At 69.7% G+C, this 24,121-nt stretch carries 22 protein-coding genes; 6 read left to right on the top strand and 16 right to left on the bottom strand.

The genetic code is table 11. The annotated features are described in order from the left end of the window. Positions 1-203: 203 nt before the first annotated feature. Genes ACFY1H_RS20925 through gatC form a run of 4 tightly spaced genes read right to left on the bottom strand, consistent with a single transcriptional unit; the run spans position 204 to position 4,038 of the window. Complete coding sequence (locus tag ACFY1H_RS20925) at positions 204-722, bottom strand: hypothetical protein (RefSeq protein ID WP_366579312.1); 519 nt, start codon at positions 720-722, stop codon at positions 204-206. Next, positions 723-2,228 carry an Asp-tRNA(Asn)/Glu-tRNA(Gln) amidotransferase subunit GatB gene (gene gatB, locus ACFY1H_RS20930; protein WP_386948526.1) on the bottom strand — a complete coding sequence of 502 codons (1,506 nt, stop codon included), beginning with the start codon at positions 2,226-2,228 and terminating at the stop codon, positions 723-725. Further along, positions 2,225-3,742, bottom strand: a complete 1,518-nt coding sequence (gene gatA / locus ACFY1H_RS20935) for an Asp-tRNA(Asn)/Glu-tRNA(Gln) amidotransferase subunit GatA (RefSeq protein WP_386948529.1) — start codon at positions 3,740-3,742, stop codon at positions 2,225-2,227. Before gatA ends, gatB begins: the two co-directional genes overlap by 4 nt. Continuing rightward, entirely contained in the window at positions 3,739-4,038 is a 300-nt protein-coding gene (gene gatC, locus ACFY1H_RS20940; protein WP_364055905.1) for an Asp-tRNA(Asn)/Glu-tRNA(Gln) amidotransferase subunit GatC, read from the bottom strand. The genes gatA and gatC overlap by 4 nt, the downstream gene beginning before the upstream one ends. Before the next feature lie 221 nt (positions 4,039-4,259). On the opposite strand from gatC, the gene ACFY1H_RS20945 reads away from it, so the two are divergent. Further along, positions 4,260-4,913, top strand: coding sequence for an amino acid-binding protein (locus ACFY1H_RS20945; protein ID WP_386948533.1), 654 nt, complete (start codon positions 4,260-4,262; stop codon positions 4,911-4,913). Between the two features lie 415 nt (positions 4,914-5,328). On the opposite strand, the gene ACFY1H_RS20950 is transcribed toward ACFY1H_RS20945, so the two are convergent. Genes ACFY1H_RS20950 through ACFY1H_RS20965 form a run of 4 tightly spaced genes read right to left on the bottom strand, consistent with a single transcriptional unit; the run spans position 5,329 to position 9,808 of the window. Next, a complete protein-coding gene (locus ACFY1H_RS20950) occupies positions 5,329-5,820 on the bottom strand; it encodes a GNAT family N-acetyltransferase (RefSeq protein ID WP_366579306.1) in 492 nt (163 codons plus the stop codon). Continuing rightward, entirely contained in the window at positions 5,813-7,990 is a 2,178-nt protein-coding gene (gene ligA / locus ACFY1H_RS20955; RefSeq protein ID WP_386948536.1) for an NAD-dependent DNA ligase LigA, read from the bottom strand. The genes ACFY1H_RS20950 and ligA overlap by 8 nt, the downstream gene beginning before the upstream one ends. A gap of 11 nt (positions 7,991-8,001) precedes the next feature. Further along, the gene (locus ACFY1H_RS20960; RefSeq protein WP_386948539.1) at positions 8,002-8,724 is read right to left on the bottom strand and encodes a hypothetical protein; all 723 of its coding nucleotides are present in this window, start codon (positions 8,722-8,724) and stop codon (positions 8,002-8,004) included. Between the two features lie 46 nt (positions 8,725-8,770). Next, positions 8,771-9,808: a methionine synthase gene (locus tag ACFY1H_RS20965; protein WP_386948542.1), complete on the bottom strand. Its 1,038-nt coding sequence runs from the start codon at positions 9,806-9,808 to the stop codon at positions 8,771-8,773. 132 nt (positions 9,809-9,940) lie between these two features. Here ACFY1H_RS20965 and ACFY1H_RS20970 point away from each other — a divergent pair, with 132 nt between their 5' ends. The 4 genes from ACFY1H_RS20970 (at position 9,941) to ACFY1H_RS20985 (ending at position 13,745) form a co-directional block, all read left to right on the top strand. Beyond that, the gene (locus ACFY1H_RS20970; RefSeq protein ID WP_386948546.1) at positions 9,941-10,645 is read left to right on the top strand and encodes a scramblase; all 705 of its coding nucleotides are present in this window, start codon (positions 9,941-9,943) and stop codon (positions 10,643-10,645) included. Positions 10,646-10,751: 106 nt separating this feature from the next. After that, positions 10,752-11,795, top strand: coding sequence for an MBL fold metallo-hydrolase (locus tag ACFY1H_RS20975; RefSeq protein ID WP_386948549.1), 1,044 nt, complete (start codon positions 10,752-10,754; stop codon positions 11,793-11,795). Positions 11,796-11,849: 54 nt separating this feature from the next. After that, positions 11,850-12,302 (top strand): GNAT family N-acetyltransferase, encoded by a 453-nt coding sequence (locus tag ACFY1H_RS20980; protein ID WP_386948552.1) that lies wholly within the window; start codon positions 11,850-11,852, stop codon positions 12,300-12,302. 144 nt (positions 12,303-12,446) lie between these two features. Then, a complete protein-coding gene (locus ACFY1H_RS20985) occupies positions 12,447-13,745 on the top strand; it encodes a DUF222 domain-containing protein (protein WP_386948555.1) in 1,299 nt (432 codons plus the stop codon). A gap of 9 nt (positions 13,746-13,754) precedes the next feature. On the opposite strand, the gene mnmA is transcribed toward ACFY1H_RS20985, so the two are convergent. From mnmA to ACFY1H_RS21005, 4 genes are all read right to left on the bottom strand, one after another. Then, positions 13,755-14,846 carry a tRNA 2-thiouridine(34) synthase MnmA gene (gene mnmA, locus ACFY1H_RS20990; RefSeq protein WP_386948558.1) on the bottom strand — a complete coding sequence of 364 codons (1,092 nt, stop codon included), beginning with the start codon at positions 14,844-14,846 and terminating at the stop codon, positions 13,755-13,757. A gap of 3 nt (positions 14,847-14,849) precedes the next feature. Beyond that, positions 14,850-16,046, bottom strand: a complete 1,197-nt coding sequence (locus ACFY1H_RS20995) for a cysteine desulfurase family protein (protein ID WP_386948561.1) — start codon at positions 16,044-16,046, stop codon at positions 14,850-14,852. A 64-nt stretch (positions 16,047-16,110) separates the two neighbouring features. Next, a complete protein-coding gene (locus ACFY1H_RS21000; protein WP_386948564.1) occupies positions 16,111-17,481 on the bottom strand; it encodes an MFS transporter in 1,371 nt (456 codons plus the stop codon). A 46-nt stretch (positions 17,482-17,527) separates the two neighbouring features. Further along, the gene (locus ACFY1H_RS21005) at positions 17,528-18,814 is read right to left on the bottom strand and encodes a LuxR C-terminal-related transcriptional regulator (protein WP_386948567.1); all 1,287 of its coding nucleotides are present in this window, start codon (positions 18,812-18,814) and stop codon (positions 17,528-17,530) included. Positions 18,815-18,963: 149 nt separating this feature from the next. On the opposite strand from ACFY1H_RS21005, the gene ACFY1H_RS21010 reads away from it, so the two are divergent. Further along, entirely contained in the window at positions 18,964-19,869 is a 906-nt protein-coding gene (locus tag ACFY1H_RS21010; protein WP_386948570.1) for an NADP-dependent oxidoreductase, read from the top strand. Between the two features lie 579 nt (positions 19,870-20,448). On the opposite strand, the gene ACFY1H_RS21015 is transcribed toward ACFY1H_RS21010, so the two are convergent. The 4 genes from ACFY1H_RS21015 to ACFY1H_RS21030 all read right to left on the bottom strand — a co-directional run bounded on the left by ACFY1H_RS21015 (position 20,449) and on the right by ACFY1H_RS21030 (position 24,070). Continuing rightward, the gene (locus ACFY1H_RS21015; protein WP_386948573.1) at positions 20,449-21,354 is read right to left on the bottom strand and encodes a lysophospholipid acyltransferase family protein; all 906 of its coding nucleotides are present in this window, start codon (positions 21,352-21,354) and stop codon (positions 20,449-20,451) included. Continuing rightward, entirely contained in the window at positions 21,351-22,133 is a 783-nt protein-coding gene (locus ACFY1H_RS21020; RefSeq protein WP_386948575.1) for a GNAT family N-acetyltransferase, read from the bottom strand. Before ACFY1H_RS21020 ends, ACFY1H_RS21015 begins: the two co-directional genes overlap by 4 nt. Positions 22,134-22,296: 163 nt before the next feature. Next, positions 22,297-23,256, bottom strand: a complete 960-nt coding sequence (locus ACFY1H_RS21025; protein ID WP_366579280.1) for an electron transfer flavoprotein subunit alpha/FixB family protein — start codon at positions 23,254-23,256, stop codon at positions 22,297-22,299. Positions 23,257-23,284: 28 nt separating this feature from the next. Further along, positions 23,285-24,070: an electron transfer flavoprotein subunit beta/FixA family protein gene (locus tag ACFY1H_RS21030; protein ID WP_366579278.1), complete on the bottom strand. Its 786-nt coding sequence runs from the start codon at positions 24,068-24,070 to the stop codon at positions 23,285-23,287. Positions 24,071-24,121 lie beyond the last annotated feature (51 nt).

A 24,121-nucleotide genomic window follows, 5' to 3' on the forward strand; every position in this document is an offset into this window, starting at 1 on the left:
TTCTGGTTCCCGCGCGAGCCAGCTGTCGCCGTTCAGCGGCGAATCCCCGTTCTGGTTCCCGCGCGAGCCAGCTGTCGCCGTTCAGCGGCGAATCCCCGTTCTGGTTCCCGCGCGAGCCAGCTGTCGCCGTTCAGCGGCGAATCCCGTTGCCGCTCCCGGGCGAACAGGCCGTCGCCGTTGAGAGGCGACGGCGGGTTCGCCCCTTAGCGGCGATAGCGCGGAGCCCGACTTTCCGCCCGCGCAGCCCGGATGTCCAGGATCGAGGCGGCGATGGACACCAGCGCGGCGAGCAACGCGACGTACCGGCCAACCCCCGGGTTGATCATCACACCGGCGGTTTCCAGGAACGCCCGCTGGTCGCTGTCGAAGACCCAGTCCAGCGTCGTCCAGCCGATGACCATGAGCAGCAGCGCGGCGAGGCCCGCGACGAGCCACAGGTGCGGCAGGCCGCTGACCCGGACCTTCCGAACCTGCCCGAAGAACACCACCACAAGTCCGACCAGCACGAGCACCAACGGCGGGAACCACGAAAAGAAGTCCGAATGCCAAGCCGAGCGCACGACGTCGTCGTGGGGCAGGGAGTTGAAGGCGTCGCGGACGTCGGCCGTGGCCGTGTCGGCGGTGAGGACCGTCCAGGGAAGGAACACCGCCACGAGCGCGAGCAGCCCGGCCCCCAGACCGAGCCACTCGCGCCACGTGACGCGTTTGATCGAGAACGCCACTCAGGAACCGACGCGCTCGATGATGAGCTCGCGCACGCGCTTGGCGTCGGCCTGGCCCTTGGTGGCCTTCATTACCGCGCCGACGATCGCGCCCGCCGCGGCGACCTTGCCGCCGCGGATCTTTTCGGCGACGTCCGGCTGTGCGGCCAGCGCCTCGTCGACGGCGGTGATCAGCGCGGAGTCGTCGGAAACGACCTTCAGCCCGCGCTTGTCCACCACGTCGCGCGGCGAACCCTCGCCCGCGAGCACGCCCTGGACGACCTCCTTGGCGAGCTTGTTCGTCAGCTCACCCGAGGACACGAGCGCGATCACCTCGGCCACCTGCACCGGCGTGATCGCCAGCTCGGAGAGCTCGACCTCGCGCGCGTTGGCCTCCTGCGCCAGCGTGTTGACCCACCAGCCGCGGGCCTCGTCCGGCTTCGCGCCGGCCTCGACCGTGGCCGCGACGAGGTCGACGGCGCCGACGTTCAGCAGGTCGCGCAGCGCTTCGTCCGACAGGTTCCACTCGGTCTGGATCCGCTTGCGCCGCTCGGCCGGCATCTCCGGCAGCGTCTTGCGCAGCTCCTCGACCCACTCGCGCGACGCCGCGATCGGCACCAGGTCGGGCTCCGGGAAGTACCGGTAGTCCTCCGCGGTCTCCTTGGTGCGTCCGCCGGACGTGGTGCCGTCGGCCTCCTGGAAGTGCCGCGTCTCCTGCTTGATCGAACCGCCGCCCGCGAGAATCGCCGCCTGGCGGGTCATCTCGTACCGCACGGCGCGCTCGACGCTGCGCAGCGAGTTGACGTTCTTCGTCTCCGTGCGCGTGCCGAACTCGGTGGCGTCCTTGTCCATCAGCGACACGTTCGCATCGCAGCGAAGGGACCCCTGGTCCATGCGGACGTCGGACACGTCGAGCGCGCGCAGCAGGTCGCGCAGCGCCGAAACGTACGCGCGCGCCACCTCCGGCGCCCGCGCGCCGGTGCCCTCGATCGGCTTGGTGACGATCTCGATCAGCGGCACGCCCGCACGGTTGTAGTCCAGCAGTGAGTAGTCCGCGCCGTGGATCCGGCCGGTCGCGCCGCCCATGTGCAGCGACTTGCCGGTGTCCTCCTCCATGTGCGCGCGCTCGATCTCCACGCGCACGACCTCGCCGTCGTCGAGCGTGACGTCGAGGTAGCCGTTGAAGGCGATCGGCTCGTCGTACTGCGAGGTCTGGAAGTTCTTCGGCTGGTCCGGGTAGAAGTAGTTCTTCCGCGCGAAGCGGCACCACTCGGCGATCTCGCAGTTGAGCGCCAGCCCGATGCGGATCGCGCCCTCCACGGCCTTGCCGTTCACCACGGGCAGCGCGCCGGGCAGGCCGAGGCAGGTGGGGCACGTCTTCGTGTTCGGCTCGCCGCCGAACTCGTTGGCGCAGCCGCAGAACATCTTCGTCTTCGTGTTGAGCTCGACGTGGACCTCGAGCCCGAGCACCGGGTCGAAGCGCTCGACGACGTCGGCGTAGTCCATCAACTCGGCCACGGCAGTCACTTCGTTCCTCCCAGCTCCGGGACCTTGTGCACGAGCGACCCGCCGGCGGCGGCGTCGCGTGCGGCCTCGTAGGCGGCGCCGACGCGGTAGAGCCGGTCGTCGGCGAGCGCCGGGGCCATGATCTGCAGGCCGACCGGCAGGCCGTCCTCGTCGGACAGTCCACTCGGGACGCTCATCGCGGCGTTGCCCGCGAGGTTCGACGGGATGGTGCAGAGGTCGGCGAGGTACATCGCCATCGGGTCGTCCACGCGTTCGCCGATCTTGAACGCCGTGGTCGGCGTCGTCGGCGACACGAGCACGTCCACCTGCTCGAACGCGGACGTGAAGTCCTGCGTGATGAGCGTGCGCACCTTCTGGGCCGAGCCGTAGTAGGCGTCGTAGTAGCCCGACGAAAGCGCGTACGTGCCCAGCATGATCCGGCGCTTCACCTCGGCGCCGAAGCCCTTTTCGCGCGTCAGGGACATGACTTCTTCGGCGCTGTGTGTGCCGTCGTCGGCCACGCGCAGGCCGTAGCGCATCGCGTCGAACCGCGCGAGGTTCGACGACGCCTCGCTCGGCGCGATCAGGTAGTACGCGGGCAGCGCGTAGACGAAGTGCGGGCACGAGACCTCGACCACTTCGGCGCCCAGCGCGCGAAGCTGCTCGACGGCGGCCTGGAACGACCGCAGCACGCCGGCCTGGTAGCCGTCGCCGGCGAACTCCTTCACCACGCCGACGCGCACGCCCTTGAGGTCGCCATTGGCCCCCTCGCGCGCCGCGGCGACGACCGGTGGGACCGGTGCGTCGATCGACGTCGAGTCCATCGGGTCGTAGCCGGCGATGACCTCGTGCAGCAGCGCGGCGTCGAGCACCGTCCGCGCGCACGGGCCAGCCTGGTCGAGCGACGACGAGAAGGCGACGAGGCCGTAGCGCGAAACCCCGCCGTACGTCGGCTTCACGCCGACGGTGCCGGTGACGGCGCCCGGCTGGCGGATCGAGCCGCCGGTGTCCGTGCCGATGGCCAGCGCGGCCTCGAACGCCGCGATCGACGCCGACGAGCCACCGCCCGAACCGCCCGGGATGCGGGCGTGGTCCCACGGGTTGTGCGTGGGGCCGAAGGCGGAGTTCTCCGTGGACGAGCCCATCGCGAACTCGTCCATGTTCGTCTTGCCGAGGATGACGACGCCCGCTTCGCGCAGCCTGCGCGTGACGGTCGCGTCGTACGGCGGGATCCACCCCTCCAACGTGCGCGAACCGCACGTGGTGGGGATGCCCTCGGTGGTCAGCACGTCCTTGAGCGCCAGCGGCACGCCCGCCAGCGGCGACGCGGGCTGCTCCCCCGCGGCCAGCTTCTCGTCGACGGACTTGGCCGCGCCGAGCGCGCCTTCCGTGTCGACGTGCAGGAACGCGTGGACGTGGTCGTCGACCTCGGCGATCCGGTCCAGGTGTGCCTGGGTGACCTCGACCGCGGAGACCTCACGCGCGTGGATCTTCGCCGCCAGCTCGGCGGCGGTCAGCTTGACGAGTTCACTCACTGTTCTTCTCCCAGAATCCGCGGCACCCGGAACCGGCCCTCCTCGGCGGCCGGCGCGCCGGCCAGTGCCTGCTGCTGCGTCAGGCAGGGGCGGAGCTCGTCCTCGCGGAAGACGTTCGTCAGCGGCACGGAGTGCGAGGTCGGCGGGACGTCAGCCGCGGCGACCTGGCTCACCTTCGCCACCGAGTCCAGGATCTGGTCGAGCTGGCCCGCGAAGACGTCCAGCTCGTCATCGGTGACGGCCAGCCTGGCCAGCTTGGCGAGGTGCGCGACCTCGTCTCGGGAAATGTTGGGCACGCGGGTGACTCCCGGGGTGTGCTGTGCGGGTGCGGTCGGAAGCTGCAAGTCTATGGTGGCGGCGCCGGACGGCTCGACCGGGTTATGGCCGGACCTGCTGCGACCCGGGGTGTCCCGTTCGCCGGACAGCGGTCCCCAAGAAGTACCCGGTCTGTCACAATCGGCGCCCGGTTACCGCGTTCCGCGACAAGGCGGAACGCCTGAGGCGAGAGGGGCGTGTGGTGTCGTTCCTGCTGCGGGTCCAGCTTCCGGACTCCCCCGGCACCCTCGGCGCCGTCGCGACGGCGCTCGGCACCGTCGGCGCCGACATCCTCAGCGTCGACGTCGTGGAGCGCGGCGGCGGGGTCGCCATCGACGACCTCGTGGTCGAGCTCCCGTCCGGCCGCCTGCCGGACGCCCTCATCACCGCGGCCGAAAGCATCGAAGGCGTCGAGGTCGACGCCGTCCGACCGTACGCCGGGATTCTCGACACCCACCGCGAGCTGGAGCTGGTGGAGGAGATCGCCGCGCAGCCGAAGTCCGGGCTGGACCTGCTGGCCGAGGGTGTGCCGAAGATCATCCGCGCCGGCTGGGCCGTCGTCGTGGAGCACCGGGAATCGGGCACACGCCGGCTGGCCTCGTCGAGCGCGGCGCCGGAGAACCCGTTCACGGACCTGCCCTGGCTGCCGCTGGAGCGCGCCACCGTCCTCGACGGTGAAGAGGACTGGATCCCGGAGACGTGGAAGGAATTGGGCACGGAGCTCGCGGCGACGCCGCTGGGCAAGCCGGGCAAAGCTCTTCTCGTGGCCCGGCCCGGTGGGCCCAACTTCCGCGCCGCGGAGGTCGCCCGGCTGGCGCACTTCGCCGGCATCGTCGCCGTCGTCCTGGACAGCTGAGCGGAATCCTTCGCTGACCTGGGATTCGCCGCGAAACGGCGATGGCTTCGTGCAGGGAGCGACGGTCCTCTCAGGGCCGACTTTCCTAGCGTTCGACCGTGTCGCCGTTGAGAAGCGACGACACCTCATCCGGTAACGCCGACCAGTCACGCGTGAGCTGTGAGCTTGGCCGCCCGTCGACGACACCGATCTGTGGTCTCGCCATCTCGCGGCAACACCAAGAGCCGGCGAACCACAACCTCTCGACGCTCAGGCCATTCGCCCGACTGCCGCCGACGCGCTGTCGAGAGCCTCATCACCTCGGCGATCCGCCACCACAATCAGGCAGGCGTCCGACCCTGCCCACGCGCCCGGTTCCAGTCCCGCCCAACCCGTCGCCACTCAGCGGCAAAAAACCCTGACCAGCGCAAACCCCTTACAAATCGTACTCGTACGCGATCAAGCTGACATTCGGCAACGGCCGCCAATCCCGCTCCGGCAATCGCCGAAACCCGATGCGCTCGTACAGCCGATGAGCCGTCCGCATCCGATCGAGACTGCTCAGCACGACCTTCCCCAGCCCCAACTCGCGCGCCCGCTCCAGCACCGCCCGCGTGAGCGCCTCGCCGATCCCACGCCCCCGCGCGGCACCGGTGACGGCCAGCATCCGGAACTCCAGCTCTCCCTCACGCGAGATCTCCGCGTACGAGGTACCCGGTCGCACCACCGCGACCGTCCCGAGGACCGCGTCGCCCTCCGCAGCCACCAGCAGCTCGGCGTGCTCCGCCCGGTGGGCGACGTCGCGCAGCTCCTTCTCGTACCCGACCTCGTCGGAGAGCAGGCCGTCCAGGCGGTACGCCTCGACCGTCAGCTCCCCCACCGCCGCGAACTCCTCGGCCCGCGGCGGCCTGATCTCGACGTCACCCATCCGACGGCTCCCCGTCCGCCTCCTCGCCGGCGCCGGTGTCCAGGGCCACCTCGGCGGCCGCGTCCGGGCCCCGCTCCAGCAGCACGCGGAAACCGTCCTCGTCGAGCACCGGCACCTTCAGCTGCACAGCCTTCTCGTACTTCGACCCCGGCGCCTCGCCCGCCACGACGAACGCCGTCTTCTTCGACACCGACCCCGCCGCCTTGCCTCCGCGGGCCATGATGGCTTCCTTGGCCTCGTCGCGAGAGAACCCGTCGAGCGAGCCCGTGACCACGATCGACAGCCCCTCGAGGTGACGCGGGATCGAGTCGTCGCGTTCCTCTTCCATCCGCACGCCGGCGCGTCGCCATTTTTCGACGATCTCCCGGTGCCAGTCGACCTCGAACCACTCCTGCACGGCGTGCGCGATGGTCGGCCCGACGCCGTCGACGTCGGCGAGCTCCTCCTCACTCGCCTCCTCGACCCGCTGGATCGACCCGAACTCGCGCGCCAGCGCCTGCGCCGCCGTGGGCCCGACGTGGCGGATCGACAGCGCGACGATCACCTTCCACAAGGGACGGTCCTTCGCCGCGTCGAGGTTCGCGAGGAGCTTGTGCGCGTTGGCCGAGAGGTCGCCGGCCTTGGTGCGGAACAGTTCCACCTCGGACAATGCGTCCTCGCTGAGGTCGAACACGTCGCCCTCGTCGGCGACCACGCGTGCGTCGAGCAGCGCGACGGCCGCCTCGTACCCGAGCACCTCGATGTCGAACGCGCCGCGCCCGGCCAGGTGGAACAGCCGTTCCCGCAGCTGCGCGGGGCAGAAGCGGGTGTTCGGGCAGCGGATGTCCTTGTCGCCTTCCTTCTGATAGGCGAGTTCCGTGCCGCATTCCGGGCAGTGCGTGGGCATGACGAACTCGCGCTCGTTCCCCGTTCGCGCGTCGACGACCGGTCCCATCACCTCGGGGATGACGTCGCCCGCCTTGCGGATCACGATGCGGTCGCCGATCAGGACGCCCTTGCGCTTGACCTCTTCCGCGTTGTGCAGCGTCGCGCGCGCCACCGTCGAGCCCGCGACCTTCACCGGCTCCGTGACGGCGAACGGCGTGACGCGCCCCGTGCGCCCGACGCCCACCTGGATGTCGAGCAACGTCGTGATCGCCTCTTCCGGCGCGTACTTGTAGGCGATCGCCCACCGCGGCGCACGCGAAGTGGTGCCGAGCCGGCGTTGCAGCGCGACCTGGTCGACTTTGATCACCACGCCGTCGATCTCGTGTTCGGCATCGTGCCGGTGCTCGCCCCAGTACGCGATGTGGTCGGTGAGCTCCTTCGCCGTGTGCAGCACGCGCGTGTGCGGCGAAACGGGCAGGCCCCACGCCACGAGCGCGTCGTACGCGTGCGACTGCGTCACCGGCTCGAAGCCCTCGCGCTTGCCCAGACCGTGGCAGATCAGCCGCAGCCGGCGTTCCTTGGTGATGCGCGGGTCCTTCTGCCGCAACGACCCCGCGGCCGTGTTGCGCGGGTTCGCGTACGGCGGCTTCCCCGCTTCGACCATCTTCGCGTTGAGCTCCAGGAAGTCCTCGACGCGGAAGAAGACCTCGCCGCGCACCTCGATGAGCTTCGGCACGGGGAACTCGTCGGTGCCGGTGAGCTCGTCGGGGACCTGCTCCAGCGTGCGGATGTTGAGCGTGACGTCCTCGCCCGTGCGGCCATCGCCGCGGGTGAGGCCGCGCGTGAGCTTGCCGTCCTCGTAGAGGAGGTTGATGGCCAGGCCGTCGATCTTCAGCTCGGCGAGGTACTCCGTCGAGCCGATCTCCTTCTCGACGCGCTCCACCCAGGTAAGGAACTCGTCGGTGTCGAAGACGTTGTCCAGGCTCAGCATGCGTTCGAGGTGGTCGTACGCGGTGAAGTCGGTGGAGAACGTGCCGCCGACGTTCTGCGTCGGCGAATCCGGCGTGACCAGCGCCGGATACTCGTCTTCGAGCCCCTGCAGCTCGCCGAGGAGCGCGTCGAACTGCCCGTCGGAGACGATGGGCGAGTCCAGCACGTAGTAACGGAACTGATGGCCGCGGACGTCCTCGGCGAGGGCGGCGTGGCGTTCGCGCACGTCGGCGGGAACGTCGGTGACGTCCTGCACCTCCGCTGCCGGTTCGGCGGGGGCGGCCAGCTGGTCGTGGGGAAGGTCGCTGCTCACGGGTGGTAACCCTAGCCGGAGGTGCCGACAGTTTCGTCCTCTTGGCCGTTCAGACCCCGGACCAGGTCACGGAGCTGCAGGAGGCTGATCGTGCTCTCCGGCTCCGTCTCCGCGGTCTCGACGCGGCGTAGCCGTTCGGCGGCGACCCGCTCACCGAGCGTGGCATCCAACGGGAGGAAGGTCATGGTGGTGCGTGCCGCCGGCTCCAGGTCGGCCAGCGCGGGGTGGTAGACGGCCACGTCGACCACGTCCTCGTCCACCTGCGCGACGACACGCACGTCGGCCAGCGAGATGCGGTGGTCGCCGAGGTTCACCGTGACCTCGGTCGGGTCCGGAACCGGCGGCACGGAGTCGTGGTGCTCCCAGATGGCGTCGTCCGGCGGGGCGGCGGCTTTCCAGGCGTCGGTGAACGGCCGCAGCTCCGGGTCCTCCTGGCCGGTGACCACGAGGGCGTAGATGGCGTGATGGCCGCGTTCGAGCGAGAAGTGCAGTCGCGGGTGCAGGGCCTCGACCAGCACGCAGAGATCGTGCTCGACGCGGTGCGGTTCACGGTCGCCCAGGGCCGCGTTGACCTCCGGGAGCAGCTCGAACCAGCCTTCCCAGAACTTCGCCGCGGCCGCCTCGACGTCCGACGGCACGGCCTGGGCCGGCCACGGCGTGCGCGGGTCGGGCGGCGTAGCTTTGCCATCGGTGTCAGCGCCGGTGCGAGCAGCGCGGCGGCGGAACAGGCCCATGGAACATCCCCCGTTGTCGATCGTTGCCCGCCACGCTACCGCGCGCTCACCACGTCTCGGGCGGCTCCACGAAGGCCTTGCCGAGGTCGCGGGTGAGGGCGAGGGCACGGCGCATCCACTCGTTCGTGGCGCCGGCCATCCCGCAGGTCGGCGTCGGGACGGCGCGTTCGGCCAGGATCGAGCGGTTGAAACCGAGGCGGTCCACCAGCCTGAACGCGGGGTCGGCGACGTCCTTGAGCGTCGGGCGCGTACCGGGGTCCGTCGCCGGGACGAGGCCGAGGAACAGCGAGGTGCCGCTGTCCCACGTTTCGCCGATCGCGTCCAGCGTCTCGGCCGACGCCTTGCCGAGCAGCGTGACGTCGAACGCGATCGCGTCCGCGCCGGCCGCCCGGAGCAGCGCGAGCGGCGGCTTCGGCGCGCAACAGTGCACGACGACGGGCTGGTCCGTGATCGCCCGCACACCCTCGATCATGGTCGACAGGAGTTCCCGCGCCTCCGGCTCGGGCACCGCCGACACGTTCCCGTAGCCCGACGGCGTCGACAGACTCCCGGCAAGCACCGCCGGCAACGACGGCTCGTCGATCTGCACGACGATCGGTGCCCCGATCCGCGCCTTCAGCTCCGCGACGTGCTGGGCCAGGCCGTCCAGCAGCGAGGACGTGAAGTCCCGCAGCGCGCCGCGGTCGGTGAGCACACGATGCCCGCGCGGCAGCTCTATGCCGGCACCGAGCGTCCACGGCCCGGCCACCTGCGTCTTGAACACCGGCGGCACGACGCCCGCTTTTTCACGCGCTTCCTGCACGGCGTCGAGATCCCACTGCAGCAGGTCCCGCCCTCGCCGGTGATCGTGCCCGGGCCGCCCCGCGACGCGGTACCCGCTCGGCACCACCTCCACGGCCAGGTCCACCAACAACGCCGCGGTGCGACCAAGGATGTCGGCCCCCACCCCACGCCCCGGCAACTCCGGCAGATGCGGGAAGTCGGGCAGCTCGCCGAACACGACGGCGGCCGCCTCGGCCGGGTCCGCCCCGGGCATCGAGCCGATCGCGGTGGCCGCGCCGTCGGGCCAAGCTCGTTCAGTCACGGGCGAATTCTCGCCGAACCCACCCCGATGCCTCCCACCGCCCTCGCCGGGGTCACCCGAGTGAGCCGGACATTCGCCGCATATCCCTTTGCCAGCACCGAATTCGCGGAGACAGCGATACTCTGGATGGCCATGACGAGCTCCTCGCCACCACCGCCGGGCCGGCACCCCGACGAGGTGAGTCCCACCCGGCTGCGCCGGTGGGACGACGAGCCGCGCATCCCCGAACGCCGCTACCCGGGCCGCTCCTTCGGCGGGACCCTGTTCACCGAAGCGGTCCTCATCGTCAGCCGACGCACCGAGGTCGTCGAGACCACCGAGGAATTCAGCGTCTTCGACCGCGACGGCACCCGCGTCGGCGGTGTGGCCGACGTCAGCCAAGGGTTCCTGCACAAGGCCGCGCGCCTGTTGCCGAAATACGACCAGTACGTCACCCACAAGTTCGAGGTCCGCGACGCCAACCACAGCACGGTACTGAAAGTGGCGAGGCCGGCCAGGGACCTGCGCACCCGCTTCGTCGTCACCCGCGCCGACGAAACCCCGATCGGCGAAATCGTCCCTGCCCGCGCCCAGGGCGACACCCGCTTCACCTTCGTCGTCGACGGCCGCACCGTCGGCCGCGTCGCGGCCACCGGCAGCCAAGCGTGGGACGTGGCCATCAGGAACCACGCCAACACCGAGGTCGCCCGCGTCAGCCGCGCGCCGTCCGGGCCCTCGCCGATCGCTGGTGACACCTACCTCGTCGAAATCCCGCACCAGCTGCCCGAACCCCTGGCCAGCATGGTCGTCGCCACAACGCTCACGATCGACACGGCCCTCACCCGCCAGACCACCTGACCACGTGACCGTTGTCTCAGGCCGCCCAGGTGGACACCGCGCCGGTGACGGCCCAATGTGAGGCGAAAGGCCGGGACGCCGGAGTCCTGCCTGGACGGAGGTCGCCGTGGAGCCGTTGCCCGAAGACAGCAACCGGAACTGGACAGAACCCGGGGTCTACGAAGTGGCCGCCGGCGTCTACCGGATCCCGTTGCCGTTGCCGAACGACGCCCTCCGCGCAGTGAACGTCTACGCCGTGACCGATGGCACCACCCTCGCCCTCGTCGACTCCGGCTGGGCCCTCACCGAAGCGCGCCAGCTCCTGGCCGAGGCGCTCAAGGGCATCGGCGCCGAACTCGGTGACGTGCGCGAGTTCCTCGTCACCCACGTGCACCGCGACCACTACACGCAGGCCGTCGCCCTTCGGCGCGAATTCGGCAACAAGATCTCCTTGGGCCAGTTGGAGGAACCTTCGTTAAAGGTCACCGCCGACCCGGACCAGCTTCCGATGCACGCCCAGATCGAGCTCCTTCGCCACTCCGGCGCCGACGAAGTCATCGCCGCTCTGGGGCGAATGTTCGCCGACGTCCCCAGCCGCACCGACCTCGACCTGTGGGAGGACCCGGACGAGTGGCTCACCCCAGGCCGCCGCCAGGTCCTGCCGAACCGCCAGCTCGAAGTGGTCCACACCCCTGGCCACACCACCGGCCACGTCGTTTTCCTCGACGACGCCGCAGGCCTGTTGTTCTCGGGCGACCACGTCCTGCCCCACATCACACCGTCGATCGGTTTCCAGCCGGTGCCGGCCGAGTTGCCGCTCAACGACTACCTCGACTCACTGCGCCTGGTCCGTGCCCTGCCCGACCAGCGCATGCTGCCGGCCCACGGGCCGGTCGCGGACAGCGTGCACAAACGCATCGACGAGCTGCTCGAACACCACCGCCAGCGCCTCGAGACGATTACCGCCCAAGTCGACGCCGGAGCCAGCACCGCGTTCGAAACCGCCAGCCGGCTGGGCTGGACCCGACGTGGCCGCAAACTGTCCGAAATGGACGCGTTCAACCAGATGCTCGCCGTCCTCGAAACGGGAGCCCATCTCGACCTCCTGGTCTCGCAGAACAAGCTGACAGTCCAGCAGATCGACGGAGTTCGCCACTACCGGACGAACTGATCTCCTGACAACAGCAGCGACAACGACGTCACCCACGCTGGAATACTGATCACCATGCCCGGTATCACCGTAAGGAAAGCCCGCCGCGACGACGTCGAAGCCATCGTGCGCATGCTCGTCGACGACCAACTCGGCGCGACCAGGGACTCAGCCGACGACCTCGAGCCCTACCTGCGCGCCTTTGATGCCATCGACGCCGATCCGCAACAGCTTCTGGTCGTGGCAACGTCGAACGACGAACCCGTGGCGACGCTGCAACTGACGATCATCCCCGGTCTCGCTCGTCAGGGCGCCCTCCGCGGGCAGATCGAAGCGGTGCGGGTCCGCAGCGACCACCGAAGCGCCGGCGTCGGCGGAGACCTCGTCCGATGGGCCATCGACGAGTCGCGGCGGCGCGGATGTGCCCTGGTACAGCTCACCTCCGACACTTCCCGGATCGCAGCCCACCGGTTCTACGAACGACTCGGTTTCGTGGCCAGCCACACCGGTTTCAAGCTGCACCTCTGACCTTTCCTCCGACTGCCATTCAGCACAGGTCTCCCCTGGCCGCCGCTACGCCCGACGACTCCACGTTGCCACAAATCAAACGTGACGCCAAGAAAAGTGCGCGAACGGCCCGTTCGTGCCATTTTGATGACCACGCACCCACTGATGCGCATCGTCGCCGCCATGACCAAATCGAAGTCGGCGACTACCGTCACTGACGATTCCAACAGCCCCGAAACCGCCGATCTCGACTTTCTTCTCCGTGCCATGCAAGGGAATCTCGAGATTTTCGAGCGCTTGCAGACGGGGCAGCTCATGCAGGTGGCCAAGGAGGCGGGTCACCAGATCGCCCGACTTCAAGCGCTTCAACTCCACTGCCTCGCCGGGCTGCGCAGACGAAGATCGGACGCCCGAGAACTGGCGTCTGAAGTAGCGTTGACCTTGCACCTCACGGACAACCGCGCCGGCGCGATGATTTCCGCGGCGGAGGCGCTGGCGAGCCGACTTCCCAGGACCTTTCGCCTCATGGACAGCGGGTTCGTCGACCTGTATCGCGCCATGAAGGTCACTGAAGGCACCGTGTGGCTGTCCGACCAGCACGCCCGGATCGTCGACACCCTGCTGGAAGACCGCCTGTCCGACAAGAACCCGACGCAGATCCGCAAAGCCACCGCGTACGCCGCGATGAAAACCGACCCCGAAGGCGCGGCGAACCGTGTCACGCAACGGCGCGCCGAACGCCGGACCGTCCTGCACCACCAGTCCGAGGGCATCTCGCAGTTGTCCATCGACAACGCGCGCACGGAGAAGGCCACTGCCGCTTATCTCCGTATCGACAAAATCGCCCGGGCTCTCAAGACAAGCGACGAGAAGCGGACTCTCGACCAACTGCGCGCGGACGTCGCGCTCGACCTCCTCCTGACCGGCAAGGGCGGCGCCGCCGAGCAGGCCGAGGTTTACCTGTACGTCGATCTCCAGACTTACCTCGGGCTCAATGACAACCCAGCCGAGATGGCCGGGCACGGGCACGTTCCGGCCGAGGTTGCTCGGCACATCGCGACCGGCGCCGACACAACGCTGCGGCGGATCATCACCGACCCGCTCACTGGGCAGGTGATCGAAGTCGGCAAGTTCCGTTACCGGCCGACCATCGACCTCGAGGAGTTCGTACGGGTCCGGGATCGAGAGTGCCGTCAGCCCGGGTGCCCGCGGCCCGCACACAACTGCCTGACTGAACCGACGCCGACAAAGGGCGAGTCGACAACCGACGCCGATGAGACGCTGAGCTATTGCATCCGCCACCGGCGACTCAAGAATCGAGTCGATTGGAAGTATCAGGTCATCGAGGACGGAAAGCTCGTCATCACGACGCCGACCGGCCAAACGGTCGAGAGCATCCCGCCGCCGCTGCATGAGCCTGACCAGCAGGTCAAGCAGCCCTTGGAGACGCGCAAGGGAGCTTGAGCGACGAGATCAACGCGTGCTGGAAATCTTCGCGCTGCCGAGGACGAGATCGCCCGCACCGGCGTCCGGCCGGTACAAGACCACGACCTGCCCCGGAGCAACACCCCGGAGCGGCTCGCGCAGCTGGACGCTGACGTGCTCGCCATTGGCCTCGGCCACGGCTTCGGCGATACCGCCGTGCGCTCGAACCTGCACGACGCATTCGGTCGGACCGTCGAGTGCGCGCCCGCCGGGCCAGATCGCCCGGTCGGCCTCGATCACGTCAACGCCGAGGCCGGTCGACGACCCGACCTTCACCGTGCCCGAAACAGGCTCGAGCGAAAGCACGTAGCGGGGTCGCCCATCAGTGGCCGGCGCGTCGATGCCGAGGCCCTTGCGCTGGCCGACGGTGAATCCGTGCACGCCCGTGTGCTGTCCGAGAACGGCTCCGGTCTCCGCGTCGACGAGCTGACCCGGTCGCTGCCCCAGGCGGCTCTCAAGGAACTGCTTGGTGTCACCGTCGGGGATGAAGCAGATGTCGTGGCTGTCCGGCTTGTGAGCCACCGAAAGTCCACGCTGCTCCGCCTCCGCGCGGACGTCCGACTTCCACGAGTCGCCCAGCGGGAACATCGCGTGGCTGAGCTGTTCGGGCGTAAGAGAAGCCAGCACGTATGACTGGTCCTTGCCCTCGTCGGCGCTCCGGCGAAGCTCGAGCTCGCCATCAACCGTCGCCAGGCGCGCGTAGTGGCCGGTGGCCACCGCATCGAATCCGAGCGCCATTGCCTTCTCCAGCAACGCCTCGAACTTGATCTTCTCGTTGCAAGTCACGCACGGGTTGGGCGTTCGGCCGGCCGCGTACTCACCGACGAACGTCTCGACGACCTCTTCGGTGAAGCGCTCGGCGAAATCCCAGATGTAGAAGGGAATCCCGAGGATGTCGGCTGCGCGGCGGGCGTCGTGTGAGTCCTCGATGGTGCAGCAGCCGCGCGAACCCGTCCGCAGCGTGCCTGGTTTCGCGGACAGCGCCAGGTGCACGCCGACGACGTCGTGGCCCGCGTCAACCGCCCGCGCCGCGGCGACGGCCGAGTCGACTCCTCCGCTCATTGCAGCCAGTACCCGCATCGCTTACACCTCTTGCTTCTGGGTCTGCTTGCGCATGCCGGCAAGTCCTGCCTGCCGCGCCCGGGCGACGACCCCGCCGATCTCCCGCGCGAGCGCGGTCACGTCATCCAGTATCGATGTATGGCCCAGCGAGAAGCGCAAGGAGCCGCGCGCAGCCGCGGCGTCGGCGCCCATCGCCAGCAACACGTGGCTCGGCTGGGCGACACCAGCGGTGCAGGCCGAGCCGGTGGAGCATTCGATTCCCTTGGCGTCCAGCAGCATCAGCAGGCTGTCGCCGGCACAGCCGGGGAACGTGAAGTGGGCATGGCCGGGCAGGCGCTCGCCGCGACCGCCGTTGAGGATCGCGTCGGGGACCTCGCGCTGGACCGCCGCGATGAGTTCGTCGCGGAGCTTCTCGACGCGCGCGGCGTATTCGGCGCGGCCCTCGGCCGCCACGCGGACAGCGGTGGCGAAGCTGACGATGGCCGGGACATCGAGGGTGCCGGAGCGCACGCTGCGTTCCTGGCCGCCACCGTGCAAAACCGGGGTGCACTCGGTGTCGCGGCCGAGGAGGAGGGCGCCAACGCCGTACGGGCCCCCGAGCTTGTGGCCCGTCAAGGTGAGGGCGGAGGAGCCGCTGGCTGCGAAGTCGACCGGGACGGCGCCGACGGCCTGGACGGCGTCGGTGTGCAGCGGGATGCCGTGCTCGGCGCAGATGGCGGCGAGCTCGGCGATCGGGTTGATGCTGCCGACCTCGTTGTTGGCCCACATGACCGTTGCGAGGGCGACGGTCTCGGGCGAGGACTCGATCGCGGCGCGCAAGGTGGCCGGCGAGACGCGACCCTGGTCGTCGACTTCGAGCCAGGTGATCTCGGCGCCACACTGGGACTCGAGCCATTCGACGGTGTCGAGGACGGCGTGGTGCTCCACGACACTGCACAAGACACGGCGGCGACCACGGTCGGCGTTCTGGCGGGCCCAGTAGATGCCCTTGACCGCGAGGTTGTCACTCTCCGTGCCGCCTCCAGTGAAGATCACTTCGGAGGGGCGGGCGCCCAGGGCTTCGGCGATGATCTCGCGGGACTCCTCCACGACACGGCGCGCGCGGCGTCCCGAAGAGTGCAGTGCGGAGGCGTTGCCCACGGTGGACAAAGCCTCGGTCATCGCCGCAACGGCTTCGGGCAGCATCGGGGTGGTCGCCGCATGGTCGAGATAGGTCATCGCCACATCAGGGTAGTCCGCTCCAGCCCGTGACGAAGTCCACCCTGGGCCCGGAAGTGGCCTGTCACACCTTCCGCGGCCATCGGCTGGTCACTCGAACTCCCAGCAAAGCGAGCAGAACGAGGGCAACAGCGAGGATCGCCATCGCCGGCGACGGGTGAACGGCCGAGGCGACCACGGCCAGCAGGACGCCGCCGAGGCCGATGAGCAGGGCCGAGCCGACCCAGTCGGCCAGCTGCATCGCGGAGGTGTTGAAGCCGCGTTCGCCTTCCGGGGAGTAGCGGAGCAGGAGGACGGAGATCGCCGGCATGGCGATGCCCATCCCGGCACCGCCGATGGCGCAGATCACGAAGGCCAGCCACGCGGGGCACCAGGGCTGCGCGATGAAGCCGAAGCCCACCAAGGCCACGGCGACCAGGCCGAAGCCGATGCGGAGCGTCGCCTCGCGGGACCAGTCCAGGAACCGTCCCTGAAGTCCGGAGGCGGCCGACCAGCCGAGGGCGGTGATCGTCAACGGCAAGCCGGCCAGGGCGGGGCCGTAGCCGTGGACGGCGCTCATCGTGAGGGGCAGGTAGGCCTCCATCCCTGCGTAGGCGCCGGAAAGCAAAGCGCGGGAGGCGACGACGGTGGGCAGACCGGGGCGGAAGGTCAAAGTGCCTGCGGGGAGCAGCTTCCGAAGCGCCAACCCGAGCGCCACGAGGCCGACGGCGCCATAGACGAGGGCGAGAGGCGACGGGTGCTGAGCGGCCCACGTCAAGGCGGCGACACCGAGCGCGGCGACGACGGCCGGGACGACGCCGGCGCGGCGCGCCTCCGCGGCCGGGACGTGATCGGGCAAGCCGCGAACGACGACGACCAGCAGCGCGACACCGACGGCGACCAGCGGAACCAGGCCGAGAAATACCCAGCGCCACCCGATGCTGACGGTGATCAGGCCGGCGACCGAAGGGCCGATCACGGCGGGCAGGACCCAGGCGGCGGCGTTCGCGGCGTAGATGACGGGGCGTTCGCGGTCGGTGAACGTCAGGGCGATGAGCAGGGACACCGCGACCAGCAGGAAGCCTGAGCCAAGACCCTGGAGGGCGCGGCCGGCCAGCAGCATGGGCATCGACGTTGCAGTGCCGGCCACCACGAGGCCGGCGGCGAACAGCGCCGGACCGGCCAGGAGCGCGGGTGCCGGGCCGCGACGGTCGCCCATGCGGCCGGACAGGACGGTCGCGACGACGCTGGCGATCAGGAACGTCGTGAACGGCCACGAGTACAGCGCGAGGCCGTGCAGTTCGGCGACGAGCGTGGGCATGGCCGTGGCGACGCCCATGCTTTCGAAGGCCACCAACGTGACCACGAGCAGCAAGCCGATCGTCGTGAGCCGGTGCTCGCGGCTCCACAGCACGCTTCTTCGGGGCTGGGCCTGGGCATCGACGGTTCGGCTCATGATCGACAGCCTGCAACCTCCAGCCCTGTGGAGGTCAAGCCGCTTTTCACGCGGTCCGGTGCACCGCCACCGGATCGAGCCTCAGGTCGCGGGCGAGCGCGGCGGCCTCGCCGCGGGAGCTGACCTCGAGTTTCTCGAGGAGGTTGCGCACGTGGAACTTCACCGTGTGCTCGCTGAGCTGCAGCTGCGCGGCGATCTGACGGTTGCGCAGCCCCTGCGAAATGCCCGAAAGGACTTCGACCTCCCGCGCGTTGAGCCGGTCGAGCGGGCGCAGTTCGGGCGGCTCGACGGTGTCCAGCGGCAGGGCGGCGGTAATCGTCGCACCCCAGCCCGGGACGGCGTCGACCTCCCAGCTGCCGCCGAGGGGCGTGATGCGTTCGGTGAGGCCCGGGTCGAGGACGACGTCGGGGATGTCCGGCGCGTCGTCGCGGACGGTGATGCGGAGGGCGGCGCCGTCGAGGCGCCAGGAAGCGCGGATGCGGGTCGTGCCGGGGCGGTCGAGGGCCGCGATGACCAGGCCGCGCGTGACGGTGCGGGCCGTGTGGGCGATGTCCTGCCGCAGCTGGCGGTCGTCGGTGGGGGCGACGAGGTCGACGGCGACGTCGGCGTGGCCGACCACCGGCGAAAGCTGGTCGGCGAGCACGCCGAACGCGGCGCGAGCGGACTCCGCGGACAACGCCTGGTCACGGTCCGCAACCGCGCGCAGGTCCAGGAGCGCGCGAGCGGCCAGGTCGGTCGCCGTCTGGCGCGCGGCCGCGTCGCCGAGCCGGCCCGAGCGCAGGACGGCCAGGAGCGCGACGAGCGTGGCCGCGTGCGTCTGGCCGAGGTCGGTGACGGTCTGGGCGCGCGCGGACGCGGCGGCGAGGTTGCTCGCGAGGACGTCGGGACCGGGGTCGACGGTGCGTTGACCGGCGTCTGTGCTGGTCAGGTGCCAGAGACGGGCGGCGAGCCCCAAGGCCTCGGCGGACGGCTCGGCAACGGACGGCACCAGGGCGATCACCGCACCGTTGCCGACGGCGGGACGAGAGGTGAGCAGGACCAGGCGGCGTTCGACGCCGGCGAGCACACCGTCGAGGACCACGGCCTCACCCGGGACGGCTCGCTCGGCGAGGTGGTCCAGCTCCGCGCTGGTCACGGCACCGGTGATGGTCGTGTCGCCGGTGACCTTGAACGGGCTGCGCGGGCAGTCGCCCGTCTGCATGGCGGCCGCGCGGTGCGGCAGCACGGCGGCGAGCTCCTGCGAGAAGCGCGGCAGCATCTCGGGCCGCGGTGCGGAGATGACACGCACGGCGACGTCGAGCACGTGGGCCGGGTTCGTCCAGGAGGCGTCCATGTGTCCACGGTAGGCGCGTACGAAGGGACCGGTCCTGCTCTTCCGGATAGTGAACGCTACTCGTCCGAGCGGTTCGGATCGCGACGCGGGACAGTTGACTCGAAGCAGGACGAACGACCGTCCCGAATCGAAGGAAAGTACGAGGAACCATGCGAGCCATCACCTTCGCCGCGTACGGCGGCCCGGACGTCCTGCAGCTCAGCGACGTCCCGCTGCCCGAACCCGGCCCCGGGCAGGTCCGCGTCGCCGTGCGGCGCGCGGGCGTGAACCCCATCGACTGGAAGATCCGCAGCGGCGCCATGGCCCAGGGCTCCGCGCCGAAGGCCCCGCAGATCCCCGGCGCCGAGTTCTCCGGCGTCGTGGACGCGGTGGGCGACGGCGCGACGGTGGCCGTCGGCGACGAGGTCTTCGGGTGGTCGACCACCGGCGCGTACGCGGAGTATGCGCTGGCCACGGCCATCGCCCGCAAGCCGGCCAGCCTGTCGTGGGAAGACGCAGCGGCGTTGCCCGTAGCCGGCGAAACGGCGTTACGCGTCCTGCGGCTGCTGGACGTCAAGGCCGGCGACCTGCTGCTGATCCACGGCGCAAGCGGCACTGTCGGGCGCTTCGCGACGCAGGCGGCCGTCGCGCTCGGGGCAACCGTCATCGGCACGGCGGGACAACGCAGCCTCGACGACGTGAAGTCGCTCGGCGCCATCCCCGTCCTCTACGGCGACGGCTGGCCGGAGCGCGTCCGCGACGCGGCAGACCGGCCGGTGGACGCCGTGTTCGACGCGTCGGGTCACGGCGTGCTGCCGGAGTCCGTGGAGCTTCGCGGGTCGAAGGAGCGGGTGGTGACCATCGCGGACGGGGCGGCGTTCGAGCTCGGGCTGCCGTTCTCGGCCGGTGGCGCGGACGACCAGAAGCCCGAGGTGCTGGAGGAGATCCTCGAGTACGCGGGACGCGGGCTGCAGATCGCGCAGGGCAAGAGTTATCCGCTGGAGGACGCCGCGGCCGCACAGGAGGAGAGTCAGGCGGGGCATCCGGGAGGGAAGATCACGATCGTCGTTTCCTGACGATCTGAGGGGTCGAACGTCTCAGCCGGAGGTGGTTCGGCTGAGACAAGCTCCACCTGATCGTGTGGAGGTCTTCGATCATCACGCCGATTTCTTGGGATAATTGCCTGGTCAGAGAGTTTTGCCGCTGAAAGGCGATGGTGTCGGGTCGGTTGGTGAGGTCTTCTCCGGAGGCTGGTTGGAGGGGTGCTCGCCGACGTTGCCGCTGAGTGGCGACACGCGGGAAACGTCGTCCGGGCTCGGCGTTCTGTGGCTGGCCGGAGAACCGCTCGCACGGGATTTGCCGCTCAGTGGCGACGGCCTGCGAACGGCGCCTGGGGCGACGTCCGCGAGGCGGCAACCAGAGTCCGGCGTCTCACGGCAAGCGCGAACGCGAGGTCGGTCGCACGTGCTTGCCGGGTTTCGCCGTTCAGTGGCGACGCCCAGGCGACGCGACCGCCGCGTCTGAGTAGACAGCGGTTTGCGGGTGTCGCCGCTCAGTGGCGACGCGAGCGTTGCATCAGAGCAAAACAGTGGTTCGCGGGTGTCGCCGTTCAGTGGCGACACCCGCGAACCTGCAGGTCAAGCATCAAAGCCGGCTCAGTGAACCGGCTGCGCCTCGGCCGTCTCGACGGACGCCTTGGCCGGAGGAGCCGTGGACACCCGACGGCGACCCTGGGCCGGGATCCGGACTGTCCCAAGCGCCGAGTGCACCGACGCCTCCGCAAGGGCGGCGAGCGAGCGGCGGTCTTCCGCACGCCCCGGGGCGATCTCAGGGCAGACATGCGCCTCGAGGACCAAGCCGCGCAGCGAGGCCACTCGCCGCAGGGAGGCGATGAGGGACTCCGGTCCGATGAAGGCCGGCATGCTGGTCTCGCGGCCGTCGGCGAGGCGGTAGCGCAGGGCGATGGGGCGGACGGGCACGCCACCGTCGATGGCGGCCTGGAAGGTGGCCGTGGTGAAGCGGCCCGACGCGAGGCCGCACCACGTGGTGCCTTCGGGGGTGACGTTGACGAGCGAGCCGGAGCGCAGGGCGTCGGCGAGCTCGGTCATGGTGTCGGGCAGCGTGCGGAGGCGTTCGCGGTCGAGGAAGATGCTGCCGCCGCGGCGGACGAGGGTGCCGAGGACCGGCCAGGAGCCGATTTCGACCTTCGCGAGGGCGCGCATCGGACGCAGGGCGTTGATGGCGACGATGTCCAGCCACGAGATGTGGTTGTTCACCACCAGCGCGCCGCGGCCGGCGGGGGCGGCGAGGAAGTCGGCGCCGCCCTGGACGACCAGCTTCACGCCGAACGCGCGCAGGACCGAGTGGAAAATGGTCCGGACCAGGCGTTCCCGGCCCCGGCCGCGCAGCACGAGCAGCATGGGCGCGGTCAGGAGAGCCGCGAGGACCACGCCGATCGCAGACGCGAAGCGAACCACGCGGCGCGGGAACGCGACTGTGGCAGCGCCTTCGGTGAGGCAGCCATCGCCGCAGGGCGACGTCGGCATCCAGGCGTGGCTCATACCTGCACTCCGAGGAAGAACTTCAGGTAACGCTCGTCGATCTTGTGCAGGTCGAGCAGCACGAAGAAGTCGGCGACGCCGAAGTCCTCGTCGAGTGCCGGCGGGCCGCAGACCTCGGCGCCGAGCCGCACGTAGCCCTTGATCAGCGGCGGCAACATGGCGCGGTCGGGGCGGGCGACGGAGTCGGACTCCCACGGGTGCAGCGGCGAAACGCGGCGCGTCTCGTCGGCGTAGTGCTTGGCGCGCAACACATCCCAGACGCCGGCGGCGTAGCTGCCGCCGTCGCTCAGTGGCACGGACGCGCAGCCGGCGAGGTAGCGGTGGCCGGAAAGCAGCATGTACCGCGCGATCCCCGCCCACACCAGGCTCACGACGGCGCCGCTGCGGTGGTCCGGGTGAACGCAGGAACGGCCGGTCTCGACGAGCGTCGAGCGCAGGCCGGAAAGGGCTGTCAGGTCGAATTCGCTGTCGGAATACAGGCTGCCGGCCTGCGAGGCGCGCTCCGGCGGCAGCATGCGGTAGCAGCCGACGATGTCGCCGGTCTTGTCGTCGCGCACCACGAGGTGGTCGCAGAACTCGTCGAAGTAGTCGACGTCGAGACCGGGCTTCAGGGAATTGAGGTGGGCCCCCATCTCCTCGGCGAAAACCTGGTGCCGCAGCTTCTGCGCGGCGAGCACTTCTTCGTTCGCGTGGGCCACGAGCAGGGAGTACCTCGGCGCATCGGCCGGGAGCTCGACACCCGCCTGATCAGTGCTGACGAGGAGCTGAGACGACGTCATGAACACTGTGTACCTGCGACCTGGAAACCGCGGAGAGTGCCAATCGATGACCGATTAGTGCACGTTGAGTTAATTGCAGGTTCTCAGGCTTTTCTCAGGGTCCGACATACGCCGAAGGCCGCTGAGCGGTACATCGCCCAGCGGCCTTCGGTGCGGGAAAACGTCAGCCCTTGCGCTTCTCCACGGCCTCCGTCAGCTGCGGCGCGACGTTGAACAGGTCGCCCACGATGCCGAAGTCGGCGATCTCGAAGATGGGCGCCTCGGCGTCCTTGTTGACGGCGATGATCGTCTTCGACGTCTGCATGCCGGCGCGGTGCTGGATCGCGCCGGAGATGCCGAGCGCGATGTACAGCTGCGGCGACACCGTCTTGCCGGTCTGACCCACCTGGAACTGCGCCGGGTAGTAGCCGGAGTCGACGGCTGCGCGCGAAGCGCCGACAGCCGCGCCGAGCGAGTCGGCCAGCTTCTCGACGACGTCGAACTTCTCGGCCGAACCGACACCGCGGCCACCGGAGACGACGATCGAGGCCTCGGTGAGCTCCGGACGGTCGCCACCGACGATCGGCTCGATGCCGGTCACCTTCGCGGACTTCGCCGCGTCCTGCGCCGGAATCTCAACGGTCTCCTCAGCGGCAGCACCGTCGGCGGCCTCGGCCTCGACGGCACCCGGACGCACCGAGATCACCGGCGTGCCCTTGGCAGCCTTGGACTTCACGGAGAACGCGCCACCGAAGATGGACTGGTCCACCGAACCGTCGGCGTTCACGCCCACCGCGTCGTAGAGCAGACCGGAGCCCAGCCGCACGGCGACGCGCGCGGCCACCTCCTTGCCCTCGGCGCTGGCGGCGACGAGCACGGCGGCCGGCGAAGCCTGCTCCGCGAGCTTCGTCAGCACGTCGACCTTCGGGGTCACCAGGTAGCTCGTGGCGTCGTCGCCCTCGGCGACGTAGACCTTCGCGGCGCCGTGGCCGGCGAGCGCTTCCTTGGCCTTGGCCGCGGTGCCCGTGGGGCCCACGACGACGGCCGAGGGCTCACCCAGCGCGCGGGCGGCGGTCAGCAGCTCGAGCGTGACCTTCTTGACATCACCGTCGACGTGGTCGACGAGGACGAGTACTTCAGCCATTTTTCGTGATCCTCCTCGAAACCGTGTCTCAGATGAGCTTCTGCGCGACCAGGTACTCGGCGACCTTCGTGCCGCCGTCGCCCTCGTCCTCCACCTTCTCGCCCGCGGTGCGCGGCGGCTTCGGGGACGACTCGAGCACGGTGGACCACGCGTTGGCGAGGCCGACCTCGCCCGCGTCGATGCCGAGGTCGGCGACGGTGAACGTCTCGACCGGCTTCTTCTTGGCGGCCATGATGCCCTTGAACGACGGGTAGCGCGGCTCGTTGATCTTCTCGCCGACGCTCACGAGCGCCGGCAGATTCGCCTCGAGGTGGGTGATGCCGTCCTCGGTCTCGCGGTCGGCCTTCACACTGGAGCCCTCGACGGTCAGCTGGCGCACGTAGGTCAGCTGCGGCAGGCCGAGCAGCTCGGCGACGATCGCCGGCACGGCGGCGCCGCGGCCGTCGGACGCCTCGTTGCCGGCGATGATCAGGTCGTAACCCTCGACCTTGCCGATCGCGGCGGCCAGCACCTTGGCGGTGGCGATGGCGTCGGAGCCGTGCAGCGCCTCGTCGGAGACGTGGATGGCCTTGTCGGCGCCCATGGACAGCGCCTTGCGGATGGCGTCGGTGGCGCGGTCGGGGCCGACGGAGATCACGGTGACCTCGCCCTCGCCCGCCTCCTTGATCTTCAGCGCCTCTTCGACGGCCTTCTCGTTGATCTCGTCGAGCACGGCGTCTGCGGATTCGCGGTCAAGTGTGTTGTCGGCACCGGAGAGCTTCCGCTCCGAATAGGTGTCCGGTACCTGCTTGACCAGGACAACGATGTTCGTCATGGGTCTTCTTCGACCTCCCGGTTGGGGCCGGCTCTCGGCCGCGGGACAGTG

This window comes from Amycolatopsis sp. NPDC001319, from assembly GCF_042896185.1.
Lineage (GTDB): Bacteria > Actinomycetota > Actinomycetes > Mycobacteriales > Pseudonocardiaceae > Amycolatopsis.

Coding starts and splice junctions, on each gene's coding strand:
- ACFY1H_RS21005 (WP_386948567.1), bottom strand. CDS start 18,814: ATGGACGCCTCCTGGACGAACCCGGCCCACGTGCTCGACGTCGCCGTG.
- mnmA (WP_386948558.1), bottom strand. CDS start 14,846: ATGCGGGTACTGGCTGCAATGAGCGGAGGAGTCGACTCGGCCGTCGCC.
- ACFY1H_RS21025 (WP_366579280.1), bottom strand. CDS start 23,256: ATGGCTGAAGTACTCGTCCTCGTCGACCACGTCGACGGTGATGTCAAG.
- ACFY1H_RS21020 (WP_386948575.1), bottom strand. CDS start 22,133: ATGACGTCGTCTCAGCTCCTCGTCAGCACTGATCAGGCGGGTGTCGAG.
- ACFY1H_RS20980 (WP_386948552.1), top strand. CDS start 11,850: ATGCCCGGTATCACCGTAAGGAAAGCCCGCCGCGACGACGTCGAAGCC.
- ACFY1H_RS20970 (WP_386948546.1), top strand. CDS start 9,941: ATGACGAGCTCCTCGCCACCACCGCCGGGCCGGCACCCCGACGAGGTG.
- ACFY1H_RS20985 (WP_386948555.1), top strand. CDS start 12,447: ATGCGCATCGTCGCCGCCATGACCAAATCGAAGTCGGCGACTACCGTC.
- ACFY1H_RS20950 (WP_366579306.1), bottom strand. CDS start 5,820: ATGGGTGACGTCGAGATCAGGCCGCCGCGGGCCGAGGAGTTCGCGGCG.
- ACFY1H_RS21010 (WP_386948570.1), top strand. CDS start 18,964: ATGCGAGCCATCACCTTCGCCGCGTACGGCGGCCCGGACGTCCTGCAG.
- ACFY1H_RS21015 (WP_386948573.1), bottom strand. CDS start 21,354: ATGAGCCACGCCTGGATGCCGACGTCGCCCTGCGGCGATGGCTGCCTC.
- ACFY1H_RS20960 (WP_386948539.1), bottom strand. CDS start 8,724: ATGGGCCTGTTCCGCCGCCGCGCTGCTCGCACCGGCGCTGACACCGAT.
- ACFY1H_RS21030 (WP_366579278.1), bottom strand. CDS start 24,070: ATGACGAACATCGTTGTCCTGGTCAAGCAGGTACCGGACACCTATTCG.
- ACFY1H_RS20995 (WP_386948561.1), bottom strand. CDS start 16,046: ATGACCTATCTCGACCATGCGGCGACCACCCCGATGCTGCCCGAAGCC.
- ACFY1H_RS21000 (WP_386948564.1), bottom strand. CDS start 17,481: ATGAGCCGAACCGTCGATGCCCAGGCCCAGCCCCGAAGAAGCGTGCTG.